The sequence below is a fragment of the Paenibacillus oenotherae genome (assembly GCF_019443105.1).
Lineage (GTDB): Bacteria > Bacillota > Bacilli > Paenibacillales > Paenibacillaceae > Paenibacillus_Z > Paenibacillus_Z oenotherae.
Genome location: NZ_JAHZIJ010000001.1, coordinates 96,742 through 119,410, shown reverse-complemented (window position 1 = coordinate 119,410; position 22,669 = coordinate 96,742). Strand labels below are relative to the sequence as shown.

18 protein-coding genes are annotated in these 22,669 nt (G+C 53.1%); 17 read left to right on the top strand and 1 reads right to left on the bottom strand.

The features are described from left to right. Window positions 1-101 precede the first annotated feature (101 nt). From K0T92_RS00495 to K0T92_RS00470, 6 genes are all read left to right on the top strand, one after another. Window positions 102-1,052, top strand: coding sequence for an alpha/beta hydrolase (locus tag K0T92_RS00495; RefSeq protein ID WP_219870463.1), 951 nt, complete (start codon window positions 102-104; stop codon window positions 1,050-1,052). Between the two features lie 53 nt (window positions 1,053-1,105). Next, a complete protein-coding gene (locus K0T92_RS00490; RefSeq protein ID WP_219870462.1) occupies window positions 1,106-1,903 on the top strand; it encodes an aminoglycoside adenylyltransferase domain-containing protein in 798 nt (265 codons plus the stop codon). Between the two features lie 128 nt (window positions 1,904-2,031). Next, window positions 2,032-2,289 carry a hypothetical protein gene (locus K0T92_RS00485; RefSeq protein WP_219870461.1) on the top strand — a complete coding sequence of 86 codons (258 nt, stop codon included), beginning with the start codon at window positions 2,032-2,034 and terminating at the stop codon, window positions 2,287-2,289. Between the two features lie 84 nt (window positions 2,290-2,373). After that, window positions 2,374-3,966, top strand: a complete 1,593-nt coding sequence (gene miaB / locus K0T92_RS00480; protein ID WP_219870460.1) for a tRNA (N6-isopentenyl adenosine(37)-C2)-methylthiotransferase MiaB — start codon at window positions 2,374-2,376, stop codon at window positions 3,964-3,966. A gap of 59 nt (window positions 3,967-4,025) precedes the next feature. Beyond that, window positions 4,026-4,526 (top strand): YlbF/YmcA family competence regulator, encoded by a 501-nt coding sequence (locus K0T92_RS00475; RefSeq protein WP_219870459.1) that lies wholly within the window; start codon window positions 4,026-4,028, stop codon window positions 4,524-4,526. Between the two features lie 145 nt (window positions 4,527-4,671). After that, a complete protein-coding gene (locus K0T92_RS00470) occupies window positions 4,672-5,835 on the top strand; it encodes an iron-containing alcohol dehydrogenase (RefSeq protein WP_219871145.1) in 1,164 nt (387 codons plus the stop codon). Window positions 5,836-5,858: 23 nt separating this feature from the next. Here K0T92_RS00470 and K0T92_RS00465 read toward each other — a convergent pair whose 3' ends face one another. Then, window positions 5,859-7,055, bottom strand: coding sequence for an MFS transporter (locus K0T92_RS00465; RefSeq protein ID WP_246627777.1), 1,197 nt, complete (start codon window positions 7,053-7,055; stop codon window positions 5,859-5,861). Between the two features lie 174 nt (window positions 7,056-7,229). Between K0T92_RS00465 and lepB the strand changes: the two genes are divergently transcribed. From lepB to K0T92_RS25425, 11 genes are all read left to right on the top strand, one after another. Then, window positions 7,230-7,778, top strand: coding sequence for a signal peptidase I (lepB, locus tag K0T92_RS00460; protein ID WP_246627776.1), 549 nt, complete (start codon window positions 7,230-7,232; stop codon window positions 7,776-7,778). Between the two features lie 40 nt (window positions 7,779-7,818). Beyond that, complete coding sequence (locus K0T92_RS00455) at window positions 7,819-8,847, top strand: DUF4184 family protein (RefSeq protein ID WP_219870458.1); 1,029 nt, start codon at window positions 7,819-7,821, stop codon at window positions 8,845-8,847. A gap of 12 nt (window positions 8,848-8,859) precedes the next feature. After that, window positions 8,860-9,171, top strand: a complete 312-nt coding sequence (locus K0T92_RS00450) for a heavy metal-binding domain-containing protein (RefSeq protein WP_219870457.1) — start codon at window positions 8,860-8,862, stop codon at window positions 9,169-9,171. A gap of 150 nt (window positions 9,172-9,321) precedes the next feature. Next, entirely contained in the window at window positions 9,322-11,748 is a 2,427-nt protein-coding gene (locus K0T92_RS00445; RefSeq protein ID WP_219870456.1) for a hypothetical protein, read from the top strand. Window positions 11,749-11,759: 11 nt separating this feature from the next. Further along, window positions 11,760-12,692, top strand: a complete 933-nt coding sequence (locus K0T92_RS00440; protein ID WP_219870455.1) for an ABC transporter ATP-binding protein — start codon at window positions 11,760-11,762, stop codon at window positions 12,690-12,692. After that, complete coding sequence (locus K0T92_RS00435) at window positions 12,689-13,615, top strand: ABC transporter permease (protein WP_219870454.1); 927 nt, start codon at window positions 12,689-12,691, stop codon at window positions 13,613-13,615. The genes K0T92_RS00440 and K0T92_RS00435 overlap by 4 nt, the downstream gene beginning before the upstream one ends. A 47-nt stretch (window positions 13,616-13,662) precedes the next feature. Continuing rightward, complete coding sequence (locus tag K0T92_RS00430) at window positions 13,663-15,462, top strand: hypothetical protein (protein ID WP_219870453.1); 1,800 nt, start codon at window positions 13,663-13,665, stop codon at window positions 15,460-15,462. Window positions 15,463-15,492: 30 nt separating this feature from the next. Then, window positions 15,493-16,482, top strand: a complete 990-nt coding sequence (locus K0T92_RS00425) for an AAA family ATPase (protein ID WP_219870452.1) — start codon at window positions 15,493-15,495, stop codon at window positions 16,480-16,482. After that, complete coding sequence (locus tag K0T92_RS00420) at window positions 16,479-17,507, top strand: DUF58 domain-containing protein (RefSeq protein WP_219870451.1); 1,029 nt, start codon at window positions 16,479-16,481, stop codon at window positions 17,505-17,507. The genes K0T92_RS00425 and K0T92_RS00420 overlap by 4 nt, the downstream gene beginning before the upstream one ends. 25 nt (window positions 17,508-17,532) lie before the next feature. Next, on the top strand, window positions 17,533-19,539 hold the full coding sequence (locus K0T92_RS00415) for a vWA domain-containing protein (protein WP_219870450.1): 2,007 nt from the start codon (window positions 17,533-17,535) through the stop codon (window positions 19,537-19,539). After that, complete coding sequence (locus tag K0T92_RS25425; protein WP_219870449.1) at window positions 19,523-22,510, top strand: VWA domain-containing protein; 2,988 nt, start codon at window positions 19,523-19,525, stop codon at window positions 22,508-22,510. Before K0T92_RS00415 ends, K0T92_RS25425 begins: the two co-directional genes overlap by 17 nt. The last annotated feature ends 159 nt before the right edge of the window (window positions 22,511-22,669 follow it).

Below are 22,669 nucleotides of genomic sequence, written 5' to 3'. Positions count from 1 at the left end.
AGCTGCTTCGATGTCTCTTCTTTTTATTTGAGCAATTTGCTATAATTATGTAATTGAGTTTATTCCATAAAATATGATAAGTCACCAAGGAGCGGGTTTAAGTGAAAGTTTTGAAGAGCAAGTTTCGTTTTACTCTTATATGGGTGCTGCTGGCTGCCATTACTGCAGGCTGCATGCAGGAGAGTGAGGCCAGTATTAAGAAGGAGAATAGTTCGAAGCAGGTGAGCGCTGCTCCTGTGGTAGATGAAATATCCTTTAAGGATTGGAGAAAAGTGCTGCCATCAGACGCAAAGCATACGATTGTCGGCAATGTCACGATCGCAGAGGAATTCCCCATGCTGTCTCTCAACACATTGCGAAGGATCTGGGTGTATTTGCCGCCGAATTATAATGAAAGCAATGCCAACTATCCTGTTCTCTACATGCATGATGGGCAGAACTTGTTTGATGACAGTACCTCTTTCTCGGGGGAGTGGGGTATTGATGAGACGATGGAGCGGTTAGCTGCGAAGAATCCGGATTATCACATGATTGTTGTCGGGATCGATAATGGCGGAGACAGCAGGCTCGATGAATATACTCCTTTCAATAACGGCGGAAAGTATGTTGAATTTTTGGCTAACGAGCTTAAGCCATACATAGACAAGCATTACAGAACCCAATCAGATCCAGGCCATACCTACATCTCCGGAAGCTCGCTGGGTGGTTACATTTCCCTCTTTGCTGGATTGGAGAGACCCGATGTATTCGGTAATATTATGGCATTTTCCACTGTATACGAAATAGGCAGAGGAGCATTCTTCGTGCATGTGAACAGCTTGTCTTCTGATCGCTTGGCTGCCTCACGGTTCTATCTCGATATTGGGGCCAAGGAAGAGGAGCAGTTCGTAAATGTTGTACGTGATAACGAGAGCATGCTTCAACTGCTGGAGGAAAAAGGTGTATCCAAAGATAGAAAAAAGCTGATCATTGATCAGGATGGCAAGCATATCGAGCCTGACTGGAGAGAGCGCTTCCCCGCTGCGATGGAATGGATTCTGAATGGGGATTAATGCTGATTCTATATATCAGTAGATATGGTATCAGCAATACGGAGGAAGTTTCGATGGAAGTTCAGGATGTATTAAACAGCATCATTGCGTTGTTCAAGAGAGAAATGAGCGATAAGCTGGTCGGTATATATGTTCATGGTTCTTTGGCGATGGGCTGCTTCAATCCTTATAAAAGTGATATTGATCTGTTAGTTGTTATCGATACGCGGCTCACACAGGACCATTGCAAGGCAATAGCAAAAGGGCTTCTTGCCATTCATGCTGGGATGGCTAATACGAGAGGGGTAGAATTAACCATTGTTCTCGACGAGAACTTGCAAAACCTCTGTTATCCCACCCCGATTGAATTCCATTATTCCGACTTTCATAGGGAGAAATATGAGAAGGATGAGCATTATGTCTGCGGGGGCGTTAATGACCCGGATCTGGCTGCACAGCTTGTCATTGCTTATCACCGGGGTATCCGGTTGTTCGGCAAGCCGCTGAGGGAGGTCATTCCGCCTGTTGACCGGCAGTTGTATCTGAAGGCGATTCTGTATGATATTGAGGATGCGGCCCAACATATCCAGAATTCAGCCATGTACTATACTTTAAATCTATGCAGAGTGCTGTTCTATCTTAGAGAGGGCGGCATCGCTTCGAAACGGGAGGGCGGTGAGTGGGGGTTGAATAACCTTCCAACTGAATTCCGAGAGCTCGTGCAGCATAGCCTGGATGAGTATAGCGAAGCCACGGTGCCCACGGCTTTGTATAAGAGTCAGTACCTTGCATTATTCGTCCAATATATGCAGGAAGAGATTTACAAGCTTGCGAAAGAATCTGAATCAGGCTCCGCTAGAACTTCAATTTGAACGCTTGCGTCAACATCTTCATCATTATGAACTTGATTTGCCATTTGACGCTAATGAATCATGGCCCGCATAGTTGATAAAACAATAAAATGACTGATAAGCTAAAATCTTGTCGGTCATTTCTTTGTTTGGAAAATATTAGTTATGAGCAGAGTGAAGGGTTTGAAATAACTGAGAAACAAGCTGAATTACTTGGAGATCTGCATTTTAGAAAAATTGATATTTCGGATGAAATATTCGTGATTGATAGGAATGGTTACATTGGAAGCAGCACTAAAAGAGAGATTGAATATGCCAAGGAAAAAGGAAAAGCAATTCGTTACTATTCTAAAGGTGAAATTCCTTCAACCTGTAACATGTTGGAGATGAGTGCTCAGATGGATTAAGTGGTGCCATTTGTGCTATAATTTTATATTAGGTTAAAAACAATAGGGAGCTTCATTTTAGTATAGAGGGAAGTGATATTAGACATGTCAAAGGGGAATAATAATCCATCGGACTTAAAATCCGACAAGGTGAACGATTACTCCAAATACTTTGACTTCTCAGATGCGAAAGTGTTAAGCCAAGAAGAGGGCAAAACTACATATCGCATTAAAGGTCGGAATATCCAAATAAATTCTGCACCCAATTATAGAGAAGAAAAGCAACGAGGAAAAGAAGACATTCAAGTTCATTACGATTTTGCTATTCCAGAGGAAATGAGAGATTTCGGGAAGGGCAAATATTATGTGATTTATACGTACGGATGCCAGATGAATGAGCATGATACGGAAGTTATGAGGGGCATGTTCGAGGCAATGGGTTATACGGCGACAGAGGATCGCGATATAGCCGATGTTATTCTGCTCAACACTTGCGCAGTTCGGGAGAATGCGGAGGACAAGGTGTTCGGTGAATTGGGCCATCTGAAGCATCTCAAGCTGGAGAAGCCTGAACTGATTCTTGGCGTTTGCGGCTGCATGTCGCAGGAAGAGTCGGTTGTCGGGCGCATTATGCAGAAGCATTCCTTCGTTGATCTTATATTCGGGACGCATAATATTCATCGTTTGCCGCATTTGCTTCAGGATGCCATGTTCGGCAAAGAAATGGTTGTCGAGGTATGGTCGAAGGAAGGCGATATCATTGAGAACCTGCCTAAGAAAAGGGAAGGCATGCGGGCATGGGTCAACATTATGTATGGCTGTGACAAGTTCTGCACGTATTGCATCGTCCCTTATACAAGGGGCAAGGAGCGGAGCCGCCGGCCTGAGGATGTTATAAGCGAGGTGCGTGATCTGGCCCGGCAGGGCTTCAAGGAGATTACATTGCTTGGCCAGAATGTCAACGCATACGGCAAGGATTTTGAGGATATCGAATACCGCTTCGGCGATCTGATGCATGATATGTCGAAGATCGATATTCCCCGTATCCGGTTTACGACCAGTCACCCGCGTGATTTCGACGACCATCTGATTGAGGTGCTGGCGAAGAGAGGCAATCTTGTTGAGCATATCCACCTGCCGGTACAATCAGGCAGCACGGAAGTGCTGAAACGGATGAGCCGCAAATATTCGCGGGAGATGTTCCTTGAGCTTGTGGGCAGAATCAGGCGAGCGATCCCGGATGCTGTGTTGACCACTGACGTTATCGTCGGTTTTCCAGGGGAAACGGAGGAGCAGTTCGAGGATACGCTGTCATTGATGAGAGAAGTCGGCTTCCATTCTGCTTATACCTATATCTATTCGCCCCGTGCGGGTACGCCGGCTGCCGAGATGGATGATAATGTTCCTGAAGACATCAAGAAGAAACGGCTGCAGCGCTTGAATGCGCTCATAGCCGAGCTTAGCAAGGAAGCGCATGAGAAGCTGACAGGCCAAGTGTTTGAAGTGCTTGTAGAGGGTCAGAGCAAGAATAATCCGAATGTATTGTCGGGCCGGACCCGCACCAATAAGCTTGTTCATCTGGAAGGACCGCAGGAGTGGATCGGCCAATTCGTACATGTTCGTGTTACCGAAACCCAAACCTGGTATATTAAAGGTGAGCCAATCGATGCACCGGAACGGCAGGAAGCGGTCTCGTAACAGAAGTTCAATGAAATGAAGCGGCTATGCAACCAGGCTAGCGGCGAGAGGGAGATATTATGGCGAACGAACAAACAACAACGAAGCATAATCATGATCACGATCACCACGACCACGAGCATGGCGAAGGGTGCGGCGTTCCCAAGTTTCATACGAAGGATATTATCGTTAGAGCTGACATCATGGCGAAGACGAAAGAGCTGGCCGAGATGCTGTTCACTTCGGAGGAAGTGCAGCAATATCAACGTGCCGAGAAGCAAATTCAAGGCAATGAACGGGTACAAGGCTTAATCGCTCAAATGAAGAAGAAGCAAAAAGAGATCGTTGCGTTCGAAACGACTTTCAAGAATGCGGAAATGGTGACCAAGATCGAGAAAGAAATCGAAGAACTGCAGGATCAGCTCGACGAGATCCCGATCATTTCCGAATTTCAACAGAGCCAGGCAGATATTAACTACTTGCTGCAAACCGTTGTCGCTGTTATTCGTGATACGGTAGCGGACAAGGTTAATATGGAGGACGCGGCTCCTGCGGAAGAACCTGAGGATTGTATTGAATAATTGAATCGTGGTCATAAGAATCATCTGCCTGTACGCTCGGCAGGTGATTTTTTTACTCTTGATCTCTATTTTGTTAAACTTGTTTTGTATAGCGACGGGTTGAAGGCAGGAAACAAAATTTTCATTTGAGAGGCGGATCATGACAATGAAAGCATTCACGTTCCATAATCCAACGAGGCTTCATTTCGGCAGTGGGCAGCTTGCGAAATTGACATCCGAGGCTCGGAAATACGGCAAGTATGTACTATTAATCTACGGGGGCGGCAGCATTAAGAGAAGCGGGCTCTATGATCGTGTTCTGGAGCTGCTGCACGGAGCTGGCTGTGAAGTGACCGAGCTTGGCGGCGTGGAGCCGAATCCAAGGGTAACGACTGTTAACAGGGGCGCCGAGTTATGCAGGCAGCATCGGATCGATTGGGTGCTGGCTGTAGGAGGCGGAAGCACGTTGGACTGCGGCAAGGCAATTGCTGCCGGCGCTCATTACCAGGGAGATTTCTGGGATGTAGTGACGAACAAGGTTCCGGTTCAATCCGCACTTCCTCTCGGTACGGTACTTACGCTTGCTGCGACCGGTTCGGAGATGAACGCCAACTCCGTTATATCAAACGAAGAAACGAAGGAGAAGCATGGCTGGGGCAGTCCGCATGTATATCCGGCATTCTCTATCCTTGATCCTGCGTTTACCGTGACTACACCTAAGGATCATACGGTTTACGGCATGGCTGATATTATGTCGCATGTGTTCGAGCAATATTTTCACCGTGACCCGCACACGCCTGTTCAGGATGGCTTCTGTGAAACGATTCTCAGGACAGTGATTGCGACTGCGCCGCTGCTTGTTAATGATCTTGCGAATCTTCAGCATCGCGAAACGATTCTATATTGCGGGACAATGGCGCTCAATAATGTGCTTTCGATGGGGATCACCGGGGATTGGGCCAATCACGATATGGAGCATGTATTGTCCGCGGTCTATGATATACCGCACGGTGGCGGGCTGGCGATTCTGTTCCCCAACTGGATGAGCTATGTGATGGACGACTATCTTCCACGTTTCCGCCAGTTCGCGGTTCAGGTGTTTGGCGTTCAGGAAGAAGGCAGGAGCGACCGGGAAATCGCAGAGGCAGGCATCAAGGCTCTCCGCGATTTCTGGACTTCAATCGGCGCCCCGTCAAGGCTGGCCGACTATGGAATTGGCGATGAGCATCTGGAGGCCATGGCGGCGCAAGCGACGGCACGCGGGCCGCGAGGCAACTTCCGCAAACTCGATCAAGGGGATGTACTGGCAATATACCGGCTATCCTTGTAGAGCTTGATTCGGGATTGCCTGGCTTACGAAGTCCCTTTCCATTTCAACGTTAAGAGTAGAGCTGCTGCAGCAAACGCGCCTCCGAGCCAGAAGCCGCTGTCCAGGCCGAAGCCTTCATTCATGAAACCGGCGAGAAAAGGTCCGGCGAACATGCCGATGGAATAGACCGCCTGATAGAAGCCCATGGCCGTGGCGCGCTTGTTCATTTCGAAGGGTTGAATAGCCATGCCAAGCAGCAGTGGGAGATACAGGCCTTGGGCAAATCCATTGACAGCTTGTGTAACAATCAGCATGGAGAGCGAGTCTGAATAAATGATGGAAACAGTACATATGGCGCTCAGGACAAAACCCAGTGCAGTAATGTTCCATGTTCCGAATCGTGGAGCAAGCGTTCTGCCTGCAAGCAGGGAGGCAATCGCGTGAGGAATCATGAAGGCGATTACGACGAGCGTAAGCTGCCCGCTATCCGCACCCAGCTCAGTTGCTTTAAGCGGGGTAAAGCCGAACATTGTAATGAATAGCACGCAATGGCCCAGAATTGACAGAATGGATACCCGGATCAGAGAAGGAGTGCGTACGACCTCGCCCAGATGGTGAAGCGAGATTGGCGCACGGGCGACGCCACCCTTCGGCTCCTTGACCGCCAGTACAAGCAGGAAGCCGGCCAGCCCGATCCCGATTCCGGCAATGAAAGCAGCATTCCAGTCAAACGTATCACTGAGCCATCCGCTAAGCGTCATGCCGATCAGCTGTCCGCCCACGGTTAGAAAGCTTATGTTGCTCATTGCTTTGGTTGCTTCGTTGGATGCATAGTAGGCGGCATACAGAACGGTGAATGCTACCCAGGCAGATGCGCAGACACCTGACATCATTCGTCCGGCCAGCGGCCAGAGCCAGGAATCTGGCATAGTAAACAGATAGCAGCTGAGAGCGCCTGACAGCATGCCGATCATCAGAAAGGGCTTGCGCTTGTGGAGCTTGTCAGACAATAAGCCAAGCGGGAATCGAATGAGCATCTGCGTGAAGCCATAGCTTCCGAGCACGATGCCGATCAGCATGGCGGAATAGCCGCTTTCTTGCATATATGGAGGCAAGATCGGAACATAGATATACATATTCGTCCAATAGAGCAGTGTTACAATAACGAAAACAAGATGGTCGAGCCTGGTTGCTGCAATTGAAGGCGCGTGTTTCATGGCTTTCGTGCTATCCTGCGACAATCGTCCCACTCCTCTGTAGTTGAATCATCAATCTACTCACTTTATCGCAAGTAGTTGGGGGGTTCAATATTTTTTTTGGCCGATTATGGATGCAAGAGAAACTTTATTATGGGCTGAATCGTTATTAATTACAGATCGTGGAATTTAAATTTTAAGCAGATGAAGGGAGAGCATATGATGAGCATTCAAACCGAGCAGCAGCCGCAGAAGAAGTGGGTGCGCGAGCTTCGTGACTGGGGTGTTTCCTTGTCCGTTGCAGTCGTCGCAGCCCTATTAATCCAGAACTATGCTTTCGCCCAGACAGAAGTTCGCAATGTGTCCATGCAGGGCACGTTATATGAGGGACAGCGTCTCATTGAGGACAAGATCACGTATCATTTTTATTCCCCTGAACGGGGCGAGATTGTTATTATTAATGGACCTGAAGCAGATAAGCGTCTCATTAAAAGGGTCATCGGCCTTGCCGGCGATGTGCTGGACTTAAGAGATGGCAAGGTATATATCAATGATACGCTGCTGGAAGAACCGTATGTGCGGGGAGAGACTCTTCCAAGCAGTGTGGCATTCCCTTTCACGGTACCTGCTGATTCCGTATTCGTAATGGGCGATAATCGGATGAGAAGCGAGGACAGCCGGACGATTGGCGCGATTCCGCTGACGAGCATTGAGGGCCGTGCGATCTTCCGTTTATGGCCGTTAAGCAAATTTGGACAAATTGATTAGCAGGTTAGCTGAATATGATCCTGCGTGCAGGAGGTAAGGGATGCCCTTCACATTCTCGCATCCGTTGTATGCGGTTCCCCTGCGCCGCTTGGCACCCAAATGGCTAAGCGTCACCGGGCTTGTACTGGGAAGTATGGCGCCGGACATGGAATATTTTATTGCTATGGAGCCGTACCGTTCAATTGGTCATTTCTTCTCGGGATTTTTATTCATGTGCCTGCCATTATGCATAACATTAGCTTTTGCTTTCCACAGCATTATTAAGCCTGTCCTGCCTCTGTTTATGCCAGTCAGAGGAGGAGTCGACCGGTTCGTTCAGCAGGAGCTGGGAGCATGGCAGCTTCGTTCCGCGCGGGAGTGGCTGGTCTTTATCGGTTCACTATTTATTGGATTCCTGACGCATCTATTTATGGACAGCTGGACGCATTCCAGCGGTGTTTTCGTCAAGCTCTTCCCGTTCCTCTACACTGCAGTAGCGGGTGAGGCTATCTACCATTGGCTGCAATATGCGACCTCGTTAATTGGATTGCTTATTCCATCGGGATGGTTGATGTACAGGTATTTGCGCTGGCGCAGGTCGGATTGCACTGGGCAGAAGCCCGCGGCAAGAAGCGGAGCGGCGGCACAATTGTGGCTCACTTTTGCCCTTACAGCTCTGTTGATGCTGGCAGGCAAGCTGCTGGCAGGCCATGGTCCGATTGATACGGGGGTATGGATTGTAGCTCCGCTATCTGCCGCTTTGTTCGGCTTGTTCGTTGCCTCTCTATTGTACATCGCAGCCCGCAGTCGGAAGCTGAAAGCAGCGGTCGTCATTCTATTGCTCTTATCGGCTGCTATGATCAGCTACGAGCCTGTGCATATGAAATTATTGGCATGGCTGCTTGAAAATAATCGTATGATCTCCCTAGAGGATATTCACCGTTACAATGAAATGATCTGGCTGCTCTTCTTCTGGATATGGTCAGCACTTGCAATGCTGGCTTGCCGATGTGCAGCAGGAATGGCTCGGATGACGTCCTGCAATAATGGGAATACTACCTCCGCCAATGGAGGGTTTAAGAAATTTTAAGGAGGCATATGAATGATTTTCTCAACTACACCTGCAATTGAAGGGCGTCCTGTGCATGATTATTTGGGCGTTGTTACTGGAGAAGCGATTATGGGGGCGAACATCGTACGTGATTTGTTCGCTTCTATTACCGACATCGTTGGAGGCAGATCAGGGGCGTATGAATCCAAGCTGAAAGAGGCGCGTGATGTGGCATTTAACGAAATGTCCAGCAACGCCTCGCGTCTTGGAGCAAATGCAATCGTAGGCATCGACATCGATTATGAGGTTATCCGTGATGGCATGCTGATGGTTGCGGTAAGCGGTACAGCAGTTCGGATTTAATGGCTATAGCGGCTGACCGCATAAAGTGTCAAGCATACGGATTGGCAAGGGAGGAGCCTTGCCAGTCCGTTTTTTTATTGTGCATATCGAAACTTTTATAACCCCAGTATCGTTAAAATTAGGAAACCAATTGCAGAAGGGAGTACCGTTGTGAAGCCTTACATTAGAAATATGGCTCAAAAATTAGCATTGCTTTCGCTGGCCTTCTGGCTGACTTTGTTGCTAGTGCTGCCTGCGGGGACTGCTGCAGCAGAGACAGAGGCAGGAATCGAAATACAAAGCAGTGCCGGCTATCAGGGGGAGATGAAAGAGGGGCGCTGGTTCCCGGCTTATTTTACGCTGACGAACCGTACCGGAAGGGAATTGTCCGGTGAGCTTGTCGTTTCGGTTCAATCGAATTGGAATGGCCAGAAGATGGATTATTCGGTCAAAGCAGATTTGCCGATAGATACACCTATTTCCTTGTCCCTGGCTATTCCTAGCAGCCAGCTCGGTGAAAGGAATAACCTGGTTCGTTTCTTTGAAGGCTCTGCTGAAAACGGTAAAACGGTCAAGCTGCTCGGCAATCATTTCTTGTCTGGCACTATATCGCAAAGCAATATGATCGGAATTGTCGCGCGTGATCCGGACACTTTGAATTTCATGCCGACACTGAATCAGAAGGGTTATTCCATTAAGACGGTCAACGTTGATCCGGGGAAGCTGCCTTATGATTCATTGCAGCTTGATACGCTGGATGCGCTGCTGTTGAATGATATATCCGGAGCAAGCTTGAGTGAAGCCCAAGGAGATGCGATTACGCAATGGGTGAAGGAAGGGGGAATGCTCATCCTCTCCGGCGGGGCCGGTTATGAGAAGACAGCCTCGCCCTTTCAATCCATTGCCCCGGTTGCAGTACAAGGGACGACAACGCTGAATATAGGGGATGAACTGACGCCGTACATCGGCAGCAAGAAGCTCCCGTTGAATGAACCGCTTACGGTTTCCGCCGCGACACTGGCGGAAGGCGAAGTGCTGCTGGAGGAGAAGGGTGTTATTCTAGCAGCCAAGCGCTCGTTAGGTCTGGGTGAAGTGCTGTATGTCGCATTTGATCCTGCGCTTGAGCCGATGTCATCATGGGGTGGAAGTGCGGCGCTGTGGGCCAAGCTGATGGGGAGCCAATTGCAGAGCTTTCAACCTGGAGGCATGATACATAGCAACATGGGGTATGGCCCTTACTGGGATTTCCAAAATGCGGTGAATAAATTCCCTTCTATTAAAAGCCCGCATTTTATGACGCTCTTATATTTATTTCTTATTTATATATTTGTTGCTGCCCCGCTGCTGTTTCTTTTACTAAAGCGGCTGGATCGTCGTGAATGGGCATGGTGGATTATTCCTTCCATTGCGATTATTTGCTCGGTTGCCGTATTCTTCGTTGGTGCCAGCGACAAAAGCAAGACGCTTGCGCATACTGTGCGTGTCGTGGCGCTAAGTGGCGCGGGGGATGGGGTGCAATTCGGCGCTTCCTCTGTATTTGTGCCGACAGGCGGCGATGTTCGCGTAACCTTCAACACTCCGCAAGCGCTAATGCCGTATCAAAGCGATAATGGCTTCGGAGGCGGGATCTCCCAGCTTGAGGATGACTCCCTGCAGGTGGCGACGAGGAAGGATCAGGAAACGGACATCCGCTGGAATGATGTTTCCTATTGGTCAACACGGGGCACGTATATGGACAATGCTGCTGTAGCCGATACCGGGCAACTGGAAACGGCATTCGAGGAATCAGATAAAGGGACTGTGCTTCTGGTAACGAACAAGCTGCGGACAGACCTGACGGATGTTCATTTGATATGGAACGGACAAGTTGTGAAGATAGGAGAGCTGGCAATCGGACAATCCGGCAGAGCGCTCATTCCAGCCTCAGCAGCAGGCAACCCGCAGTCATATCTGGATTTTGGCGGAATGATCTTTCCTTATCCAAACAGTACTCAGGATGATCGCCAGCGTGAAAGAATTTTGACCAACGCATATTCATCCACCTTGTTGAATGCCGGACAGTCGAATGGAAGGAATGAGCTTACAGTCGTCGGATACAGCAAGGATACAGAGCCAGCGCTTCAAGTGAATGGGGCCAATGTGAAAAGTGATCGTGTCACGCTATGGGCACAGAAGGTGGCACTGGATATCGTACAGGGCAATAAGGTTCGTATTCCAACGGGCATGCTTGTCCCCAGTATGGAATCCACCACGATGAAGGGCATGGAGTCACGGCCTGACGGTCGGGTTGTTGTTGCGCAGGGAGAGGTTGTTATCAGCTATCTCCTGCCGAGCATCGATAAGGTTCAATACGACTTGCTGCAGGTTCAACAACCACTGTTAAATGCTAACCTTGCTGGCATGACCTTGTCGATATGGAATGAGAAGCAGGGCAAATGGCTGGCAATGACGGGGAATGCAATGAGCTGGGAGCTGAAAGCGCCGCAGCAATTTATAACCAAGGATCGTACTGTGCGCATGAAGATCGATGTGCTGGACGAGAACCAATATGAGACGATGTTCCCGCAAATCGGACTGGAAGGGAAGGTGACGCACTGATGGAGGCGCCAATGATAGAGATTGAGGGGCTGACAAAGACATTCGGATCATTCCAGGCGGTAAAAGGAATTGATCTGACGATTGCCAAAGGCTGTGTCTTTGGTTTTGTCGGACCGAACGGAGCGGGCAAGTCAACAACGATGTCCATACTTGCAACGCTTGCAGCGCCAACCTCCGGTACAGTCAAGGTGGGCGGCTTCGATGTTACGCAGCATCCCAAGGAGGTGCGCAAGCGGATCGGCTATATGCCGGATTTCTTCGGAGTCTATGATCAGTTCAAAACGATAGAGTACCTGCACTTCTACGGCGCAAGCTACGGAATTCCCAAGGCGGAGCGCGAAGAGCTGATACCGCAGCTGCTGGAACTTGTCAATCTGTCGGACAAAAAGGATGCCTATGTCGATACATTGTCACGGGGGATGAAGCAGCGGCTCTGTCTGGCTCGCTGCCTTGTCCATGATCCTGATCTGCTCATCCTTGATGAACCGGCTTCCGGGCTTGATCCCAGAGCGCGGATCGAGATGCGGGAAATTTTGAAGGAGCTAAAGGCAATGGGCAAGACGATAATTATTTCGTCGCATATTTTGCCTGAGCTGGCTGAGATGGTGGATGAGATCGGCGTTATTGAGCATGGGAGCATGGTTGCCCGCGGCAACATTTCTGATATTCAAAGCAAGCTGCGGGTCAAGCGGGTATTGTATGTCCGGCTTCTGGACCGTCTTGATGAGGCGGAGAGCTTCTTGAGGGATCAGCCGCTCGTAGGACGACTGCTGCGTGATGAACAGGGCATTCATGTCCATTATGAAGGACAGGATGAAGAGCAGGCGGCATTGCTAATGGGACTTATATCAAGCGGCTACCGTGTTGTGTCGTTCAGCGAGGCGCAGACGAATCTGGAAGATGTCTTCCTGGAAATTACGAAAGGTGGCGAGAACGTCGTATGAGTCAAATTCAAGCTGGCGGCGGTCTGCGACATTGGCGCTCCAAGCTCATTAATCCCGTCTTGGACAAGGAATTTCGTCTCCGTATGCGCACATCGCGCGCCATGTGGGCGCTGTTCTTCTATTTATTCGTTATCGGGGCGATGACCTTTGGTTTTATTTATATTATGACCGTCATGCCGAGCGGGAGCTCGAACAGCTTTGACCCCAGCCAGAGCCGCCTCATGTTCTATTTCATATGTGTAGTCCAGCTGGGACTGGTTGCCTTCATGGCGCCGGGATTGACTGCGGGCGTAATTAGCGGAGAGAGGGAGAAGCAGACGCTCAATCTGCTTCTCACCACCCAGCAAAGTTCGACGACGATTATACTGAGCAAGCTGTTCTCTTCCCTGAGCTTCATGCTGCTGCTCGTCATTTCGACTTTGCCGGTATACAGCGTTGTGTTCTTGTATGGCGGCATATCGCCCAAGCAGCTTCTGCTCGTATTCCTGTTCTTTACCTTTGTTATGGTTGTCCTTGGTTCATTGGGCATCCTCTTCTCCACGCTGTTCAAAAGGACGATGGTCTCGGTAATTGTCACTTATGGCGCCACCTTGTTTATCTTTGCCGGGACAGGATTCCTCTATCTGCTGATGAGTCAAGTTATGGAGATGACGCAGCGCAACAGCGGGACAGGCTACAATCCGGCAGACTACGGCTGGATCGGGCATATTGCCGCCTGGAATCCGGTTGCCGCTATGTTTAGCATTTTCGATGACAGCATAACGGAACAGGTCTTCATGACGAGAGGCGGGAGCACACCCCCGCCAATTGCCCTGTGGCAGGAGTTTCTCCTCTTCTATAGCGCCGTTGCGATCATCGCTATTGTGATGGCGATTCGCTATATCAGGCCGCGCTATAAGCGCAGCGGGAATGGCAAAGGGTAAGCTCGCGTGCGGCGAGCATCGCAGGATCAGAAGAGGAGGGTGAGCGCATGGAGGGGACTCAGCGTCTGCTTCAACATGTAAAACAAGTGCAGCGTCGTCTTCTTCTGCTGCGCGTCATCAGGTACAGTGCTGCCGGTCTGCTTGCAGGCATAGGGCCAGCACTGCTTCTGCTCGGCGCCAGCCGGTTGTGGCCGCTGCTGTATGCAAAGGAACTGGCACTGTCGGCTGCGCTGCTGGGACTTGCGGCCGCTGCGGGAGTGGCTTTGGTGCGCGGTGTTCCACAGATGATGGCTGCCAGGGAGATGGATCGCGGCAGTGCGCATGATGCGGTAGGCACGGCGCTTGGCGGACTTGAGAGCTGCTCGCCAATTGTGCTGATGCAGCGTGAGGATGCGGCTGAAGCTGCCGCAGGCTACACGGAGTCCATAAAGCAGAATTTGCCGCTGCCGCGGCTGCGGCACAATAAGCGATATGCCGCAGGCGTGCTGGCTGGCTTGACAGCCGCTGCCTTATTGGTGCTGCTGCCCAATGAAATGGACGAGAAGGCGGCAGCCATTGCAGCTCTGAAGGAAGAGATGTCGCAGCTTCAGGATAGCGCCGACGAGATGGTTGCCAAGCTGGAGGAGAACAAGCTGCCAGACGGGGCAAAGAAGGCATTTCGCGAGCCAATCGACAGGCTTCAAGAGCGGATGGAGAAGCTGGATGATCCGCGAGATGCGCTGCTGGCGCTGGATGCCGCGAAGCGCGAGCTTGAGAAGCTGGCCGCAGAAGCGTCTGAAGCGCTGGAGCGGCTCGATTCAACGGCGGCTGCGCTGCAGGATAGTCCGCAGCTGCGGGAGCTCGGTGAAGCGTTGGCGAAGCGTGACGCTTCGGGGGCGAAATCATCGCTCGATGCGATGGGCCGGGCGATGAAGCGGCTGTCGCCGCAAGAGCGCGAAGCGCTTGCGGCGGAGCTGGAGCGCGCGGCCGCAGCAACGCCGGAGGACAGCGCCGAGCTTCGCGAGGCGCTGGAGAATGCGGCGCGGCAAGCGCTGGAGGCCGGGGAGCAATCGGACCCGGCCGAAGGTCAGGGCGAAGGCGATGCGCTCGCCGCGCTGGAGCAGGCACTGGACCGCGAGCTGTCGCAGGGCGAAGCGGCAGCGCTGGCCCAGGCGATGGCGGGCCAGCTGGGTGAGAGCGGCCAGCCGCTTGCGGGCTTGGCCGGATCGTCAGGCGGCGGCGCGCCCTCAGGCCAGGCCAATGGAGCAGCCGGCGGTGCATCAGGCGCTGGCGCCAGCGGAAGTCAAGAGCCGGGGACTGGACAAGGGTCAAGCACCGGACAGGGCGCGGGGGCTAATCAAGGCTCAGGTCAAGGCGCTGGCCAAGGCACGGGTTCGGGTCAAGGCACAGGCTCGGGTACTGGAAGTGGTTCCGGCTCAGGATCAGGGAGTGGTTCAGGATCTGGAAGTGGCTCCGGATCGGGATCAGGGAGTGGTTCAGGATCTGGAAGCGGCTCCGGTTCTGGTTCAGGGAGCGGTTCAGGATCTGGAAGTGGCTCCGGCTCGGGATCGGGCGGCGGCTCGGGTGGAGCCGGAGCCGGCACAGGCATAGGAAGCCGGCATTTGGTCACAACCCCGCGGTCATTGAAAGGGTCGGGCAACGTTCAGAATGACAGCGGCCCTTCAACAGGAGGGCAAATACAGACAGGCGGAGAGTCTCCAATAGCAGATGGTGTCTCCCGTCCTTATGAAGATGTGTACACGGAGTATGCTGCGGATGCCAAGCAGGCGCTCTCACGCAATGAGCTGCCGCAGAGCATGCAGCAGCGGGTACGTGATTATTTTGAAGAAATTCAGCCTAATCGCTAGACGAATGGAGCTAATAGAAGAGGTGAAGTGATGCTGCAATCGAAAGAGCAGGTCGTATGGGCAATGGAGACTATCGATGCTGTGAAGCAGGAGATCGGCCGTGTCATCGTAGGCCAGAATGAAGTTGTTGAGCAGCTTCTTTGGGCGGTTATTGCCGGAGGGCACGTTCTGCTGGAAGGAATACCGGGTCTTGGAAAGACGATGCTTGTCCGGACGATAGCGGATACGCTTGACCTGGATTTCTCCAGAATTCAATTTACGCCGGATCTGATGCCAGCTGATATAACAGGCACGAACCTGGTTGAGTTCGGTGCGAAAGGCGAGACGGCATACCGGTTCCAGCGGGGACCGATCTTCGGCAACATCGTCCTCGCTGACGAAATTAACAGGGCGACGCCCAAGACGCAGAGCGCTCTGCTGGAAGCGATGCAGGAGAAGACGGTAACAGCAGGCGGAGAGACACATGAGCTGCCCAAGCCGTTCTTTGTGCTGGCTACGCAGAACCCGCTGGAGCAGGAAGGAACTTATCCGCTCCCGGAAGCGCAGCTTGATCGGTTCATGTTAAAGCTCGATGTCACTTACCCCTCTCGCGAAGAGTTGAAATTAATTGTGCAGCGGACGACCGCCGCTTCGTGGGAAAGCGCGAACCGTGTATTGGCTGCGGCTGAACTGATGAAGCTGCAAGCTTTCGCCAAGGAAGTGCTCGTATCCGATGAAATCCTCGATCTGGCGGTCAAGCTGCTCATGATGACGCATCCCGGTGAAGCAGACGCTCCCGATCTTGTGAAGCAGGTTGTCCGGTACGGCGGCGGGCCGCGAGGCATTCAATCTATCATAGCCGCAAGCAAGGTAAGGGCATTGTCATCCGGCAGGCTCCATGTTTCCTGGCAGGACATTCGAATGATCGCTGTGCCTGCGCTTCGCCACCGCATCGTGCTTGGATATGAGGGGCAGGCAATGGGGATACGGACCGATGCCATAATTGGAACGATTCTCGATACATTGGAATTGCAGCGATGAACAGCAAGGATAGGGAGGGCCTAACAGGGGATCAAAAAGGGCGGGAGCCGCTGCTCGATCCGGCTCTGCTGGAGCGGCTCAGCCGACTGTCTATCGTCGCGAGGAGCCGTATTCGCGGCACGATACAAGGCAAGAGGCGCTCGCGCTCGCTGGGCAGCTCATTAGAATTCGCTGATTATCGGCCTTATGTCCCGGGAGATGATATTCGCCGCATCGATTGGAATGTGTACGGAAGATCCGGTCGTGCCTTTGTCCGTCAATATTGGGATGAACAGGAGCTTCATGTTCATATGTATATTGATATTTCCCGCTCCATGTCCTTTGATGGCAGCTTATCGCTTGCAGGCGGCCGCAGCACCAGGCCGTTACCATTAGCTGCGGGAGCGGGCAATCCCCCGCCGGATGACAACAAGCTCCGTTACGCGCTGCGCCTTGCGGCGGCGGTTGGTTATGTCGCTCTTGCGGGCGAGGACCGGGTCAGTGTGAAACTGTTCACCCGCTCCATCACGGAGGAGCTGCCGCCGCTGCGGGGCAGGGCCAGCACACTGCGATTGATCGACTTTCTGACCGCAGCGGCGGCTGACGGTGAACAACAGCATGCTGCCGATCATGACGGCAGCGATGATTTGTCATCTGCAATTGTGTCTGCTGCAGGGCTGCCGGGACGTGCGGGACAAGCGTGGCTGTTCACGGACGGTTTGTATGAACACGGCATTGAGCGGACGATCAGCGCCTTGGCCGGAGCGGGCCAAGAGGTTGTATTTGTACATATTTTATCGCCGGGGGAGCTTCGCCCGCAGCTCCAAGGAGAGCTGAAGCTGATTGACAGCGAGCAGCAGACAGGGAAGGACGTTGCGATCGGCGCAGGGGTGCTGCAAGCCTATAAACGAGCAGTGGACGATCATTGCGCGGCTATCCGGACCTATTGCAGACAGCGGGGAGCGGCCTATCTTCTCGTCGATAGCGGAATTCCGATCGAGCAAGCTGCCCTGCGGCTGCTGCAGGAGTCCGGTTTATTGCGATGACTGATTACGGAAAGGAGACGGAGTCATGATTTTCCAATCGCTGGCGTCGCTTTGGTTTGCCTTGTCGCTGCCGCTTATCGCACTTCTCTATATGCTAAAGCGAACGTATATCGATACGGAAATATCCAGCCATTTGCTCTGGAACCGGGCGCTCAAAGAACAGGAGGCGAACCGTCCCTGGCAGAAGCTCCGAAGCTCGCTGCTCCTCTTGCTTCAGCTGCTGGCCGCAGCACTGCTTGTAGTGGCGCTCATGAACCCTGGCATATGGCAATCGCCGGGAGCGAAAGGACATGTCGTCATCGTTCTGGATCGTTCGGCCAGCATGACGGGATTAGCCCAGCCTGCCGCAGGAGGTGGACCGGTTGCGGGGGCCGGCACCAAGTTTGAGCTTGCGCAATCAGCGGCACTGCAATGGATTGAAGAGCATGCAGGGGAAGGCGTTACGCTCATTGCAACCGGACAAGATCCGCAATTGATCGCGCTGCGTGAACACAATCAAGAGCTGCTTCTGGAGGCCGTTAAGCAATTGACGCCAACCTTCGAAGAGGCAGACGGAGCGGCTGCGGTCTCTATGGCGGACGCGCTGCTTCGTGAAGTCGGCGGCCAAGGCGGGCCCTCAGGCAAGATGATTGTAATTACAGATGGAAGCTGGCCTGATGCGGCAGCTGCCGCAGGTCTGGTTATTCAATCTCCGGTTGAAATTGTGAAGGTGAATGGCGTGCAAAGCGGGAATTTTGCAGTAGCCGCCTTCGGGTTGAGAGCTGATCCGGCGCAGCCGGGCTATGAGCAAGCGGTCATAACTCTTCGCAATGACAGCAGCAAGCCAGCCCGGATGAACATTGGAATCTACGCGGATGGAGGCGCTGCTCCGGTTGCGGAAGCCTCAGCGAATGTTGACGCCGGGGAGTGGGCAAGTGTTGCTGTCGGCGGTCTGCCGGAAGCGGAGGTATACAAGGCGCAGCTGGAGGAAACAGCAGACAGCTACACGGCTGATAATGCGCTGTTCCGCTTCTCGTCGGCCTCGAAGGAACAGACGGCACTTCTTGTGACGAAAGGAAATCTCTTTCTCGACAAGGCGCTGCAATTGGCGGGAGTCCGCACGACGGCGGCTGATCCCGCAGTATTCGAGCCTCAGCAGGATACCAAGGAGGCTGTCGATTGGGTCGTTATCGACGGTATCGGAGATGACGAGCTTGCATCCCCGCAATGGCGCGAGCTGCTCGCCAGCAAGCCGGTCTGGCGGATGCTGAGCCCATCTTCGCCTCTCTCGGAGGGCGATCATGCCGTTCAGCCCGGTCATAGCGGGGTCGAGCTGCAGGAGCATGAGATAACCCGATTCCTATCCCTCGCGGATACGCACATCTCGAAGCTGGTACAGACAGATGCCGTCAATTGGGGAGAGCCGATTGTAAAATATGGCGGTTATCCTGCTGTATATGCCGGTAAAGAAGGAGGCAAGCCGAAGCTGCTGTTTACATTCGATCCCCATGATTCGGATCTGCCGCTGCGGCCGGAATTTCCGATTCTGGCCGCACAAGCAGCCCAGTGGATGAGCGGAGGCGGGGTACAGCAGCTTGGCGAGGTTCAGGCTGGGGCTGCCATAGATATTGATTATGCCAGCGGCACTGCAAGCGCGTCATGGGAGCCCGTCGAGCACGCCCCGGGATTGGAGCGCTATGTCAATGCTTCCAGCAGTCCGGTCGTTGAGAGTAGCGAGGCAGGACTGGCCTCCTCCCAGATAGCTCCGGCGATTCCCGGCTTGTACCGCTTCGTGGAACAGGATGAGGACGACAACATCATTGCCAGCCGTTATGCGGCCGTTTCCTTGGATCAACGCGAGCTGCTGCAGCAATCGGACAAACCGCTGGTGCTTGCTTCCGGCGCGGCAGAAGCACAGAAGGGCTCGGCCTCCTCGATGCGTGAAAGCAAGGAATCACAAGTTGCAGAATCGCTTGTCCGCTGGATTGCGCTCCTTCTGCTCGCTGTAATGACATTGGAATGGGGGGTGTTCAGTCGTGGGCGTACAGTTTGAGCATCCCTGGCTGCTGCTTCTGCTCGTTCCATGGGCCGGCATGTTGTGGTGGATGTACCGTTCAACGCTCCGTTTGACCGGAGCCAGAAAACATGCGGCTGTAGGGCTGCGGGCTCTGATCACGCTGATCATGATTATGATCGCCGCAGGCTTCTCCCCCTATCTGACCCACTCTTCGCGTGATGTCGTCTTTGTTGCGGATCGTTCTGCCAGCATGAAGGGGGATAAAGCGGCAGGGCAATGGATCGCTAATGCTGTGGAAACCAAGGAATCCGACGACCGGGCGGCAGTCGTTGCCGTCGGTCTGGATGCTTTGGTGGAGCAATCCTTGTCCGCTGCGCGGGGCTCTGCAGCGGAGGGCGCTCCCTTTCCATTCCGAACGGTCTTGAGCCAGCATTACAGCAACCTCTCACAGGGCCTTCAGCTGGCTTCCGGCATGCTTGGTTCTGGTGGCGGGAGAATCGTGCTTCTATCCGATGGTGAAGAGAATGTGGGCAATTTGCTGCGAAAGGGCCGTCTGCTGCATGACCGGGGCATTGCGGTTGATGTGCTGCCGATTGTGCCGCCGGAGCGCAAGGATGCGGCGATTGAGCGGCTGGAATTGCCGAAGTCACTCAAGCAAGCGGAGAAATTCAGCTTCGAGATTGCCGTTTCAAGCACATTCGCCGGACAAGCCGAATTGCGGCTGTACGAGGATAATGTTGAGCTGGTGACGCAGCCCGTTGCTTTGGAACGCGGCGATAACCGGTTCTTGCTGCAGAGCGTGGCTGCCGGAACGGGCTTTCACCGCTATCGGGCCGAGCTGTTCACAGCCGGTGACGAGCAAGCGGAGAACAATAGCGGATACGCATACAGCCGTGTCAGCGGGCCGCCTGCCGTTCTTGTAGTGGAGGGAAAGCAAGGCAGCTCGGGCAATATTATCTCCGCCCTGCGAGCCTCGCATATCCGGACGGAGACGATTCTTCCGGAGCAGCTGTCGCAGGAGCTGGCTGACTATACGCGGTATGACAGCATCGTCTTGAACAATGTTCCCGCTACGAGAATTGCCGCTAAACCGATGGAATGGCTGGCCAAGGCTGTCTCTGACTACGGAATCGGCCTCGTTAAGGTCGGAGGCGAGGACAGCTATGGGCTCGGCGGTTATTTCAAAACTCCGGTCGAACGGGCGCTGCCCGTCTATATGGAGCTGAAAGGAAAACGGCAGCTTCCGTCATTGGGACTCATTCTTGTAATCGACAAGTCAGGAAGTATGAGCGGCGAGAATATCGAGCTTGCCAAGGAAGCGGCTATGCGTACGGTTGAGCTGATGAGGGAGCAGGATACGGTTGGCGTACTTGCTTTCGATCAGACTCCATGGTGGGTCGTTGCGCCGACCAAGCTCGATGACAAGCCGGCGGTTATCGAGAGCATTCAAGGGATAAACGCTAGCGGCGGAACGGAGATTTACAGCTCGCTGAATTCAGCTTACAAGGCGATGCTCGATGTGGATACCCAGCGCAAGCATATTATTATGCTCACAGACGGCCAATCTGCCAGCAATCCGGGTTATGGGGCCCTGACACAAGCGATGACAGAGAATCAAATTACGCTTTCCACCGTCGCGATCGGCAATGGTGCAGATACGGCGCTGCTGCAGTCGCTCGCTGAGGCTGCGAAAGGGCGGTATTATTTTACGGATGACGAGAGCACGCTGCCTGCTATTTTCAGCCGTGAGGCGGTTCTGATGTCACGTACCTACATCGTTAACAAACCGTTTATCCCGGCAATCGGCCGGGCTGGCGACTGGGCGGCATCGTTGTCGGATGGAGTGCCTGAGATTCAGGCCTACATAGCGACGACAGCCAAAGAGACAGCGGAGAGCATTCTGCTGACCCCGGATGGCGACCCGCTGCTGGCGCGCTGGCAGTATGGTTCAGGACGCAGTGTAGCATGGACAAGCGATTTGACAGGCAAATGGTCCCGCAATTGGGTGGAATGGGCGAAATTCCCGGAGCTGTTCACACAATGGGTAAAATGGACCTTCCCCCAGTTCGCTTCAGATCCCTATTACATTGCTGCTGCTGTGGAAGGCAGTGAAGCGAAGCTTCAAATATCAGCTTCCGGTACCGAAATAACAGGCTCATCAGGGCTGCAGCTTGATGTGACGGATGATTCAGGGCGCACGGAGCGGCTATCCGCCATTCCGGTCTCGCCGGGCGAGTATGAGGTTACGCTTCCGGCTGCTGCTCCCGGCGCTTATGTGGCGCGTATATCTCCGGGAAACGCAGGCTCAGGAGCGGAGCAGTCTGCTGAGAAGGGAACCTTGGCCGGATTTGTCATTCCGTATTCGCAAGAGTATCGGATTGCCAAGGGAGACGGGAATGCCAAGCTGGAGAAGCTGGCTGCACTGACTGGAGGCCGTATATTGGATATCAGCAGGCCGGAGGAAGCCTTCCAGGCAGAGAGAACAACCAGCCGCCAGTACGTTGATGCGACACGGTCGCTCCTGATTGCTGCGCTGCTGCTGTGGATTATGGACATAGCAATCCGGCGTGTCTCCATTTCCTGGGAAAGGCTGACAGCAGCAGCGGTGCATGTGAAGCAGCGTCTGTGGCGCCCAGCTCGGCAACGGCATGACAGGTCCGATAGACCAGCAGCGGTAGACAGACTTGCGGAGCGCAAGAGCCGGATAGGTGCCTTCTATGGAAGAGGAGCTGGATCGACTTCGAGCCGGCATGAGCATGCGCATTTGCAGAGCGGATCACCGGACAAGGACGCGCCGAGGGAGCAGGAAGCCGCCCGTTCATCACGGCCGTTTATGGACAGGAGCGAGAGGGTGGAGAGCAGCGGGCACCCGCAACACGTCGAGGAGCAGAAGGCGCTGAACCGCAAGCCTGCTGCCGCTGATCCAGGCCGGGCCTCGACAGATACTGCTGAAGCGGGCAAATCGATCAACAGGCTGCTGGCTGCCAAAAACCGGACAAAACGCTGATATGCGGTCTTGTGCTGGACACGTCCTTTGTGCAAATGTAAAATGCAGAGAGAGCTTCGTTTATGGGGATGCGCTTGCGGGCAGGAGTGCTAAACCTTCTTCGCAAGCCTGTTCCTTAACGAAATTGAAATCCAGCTTATATTGAAGGAGATGTTCCTG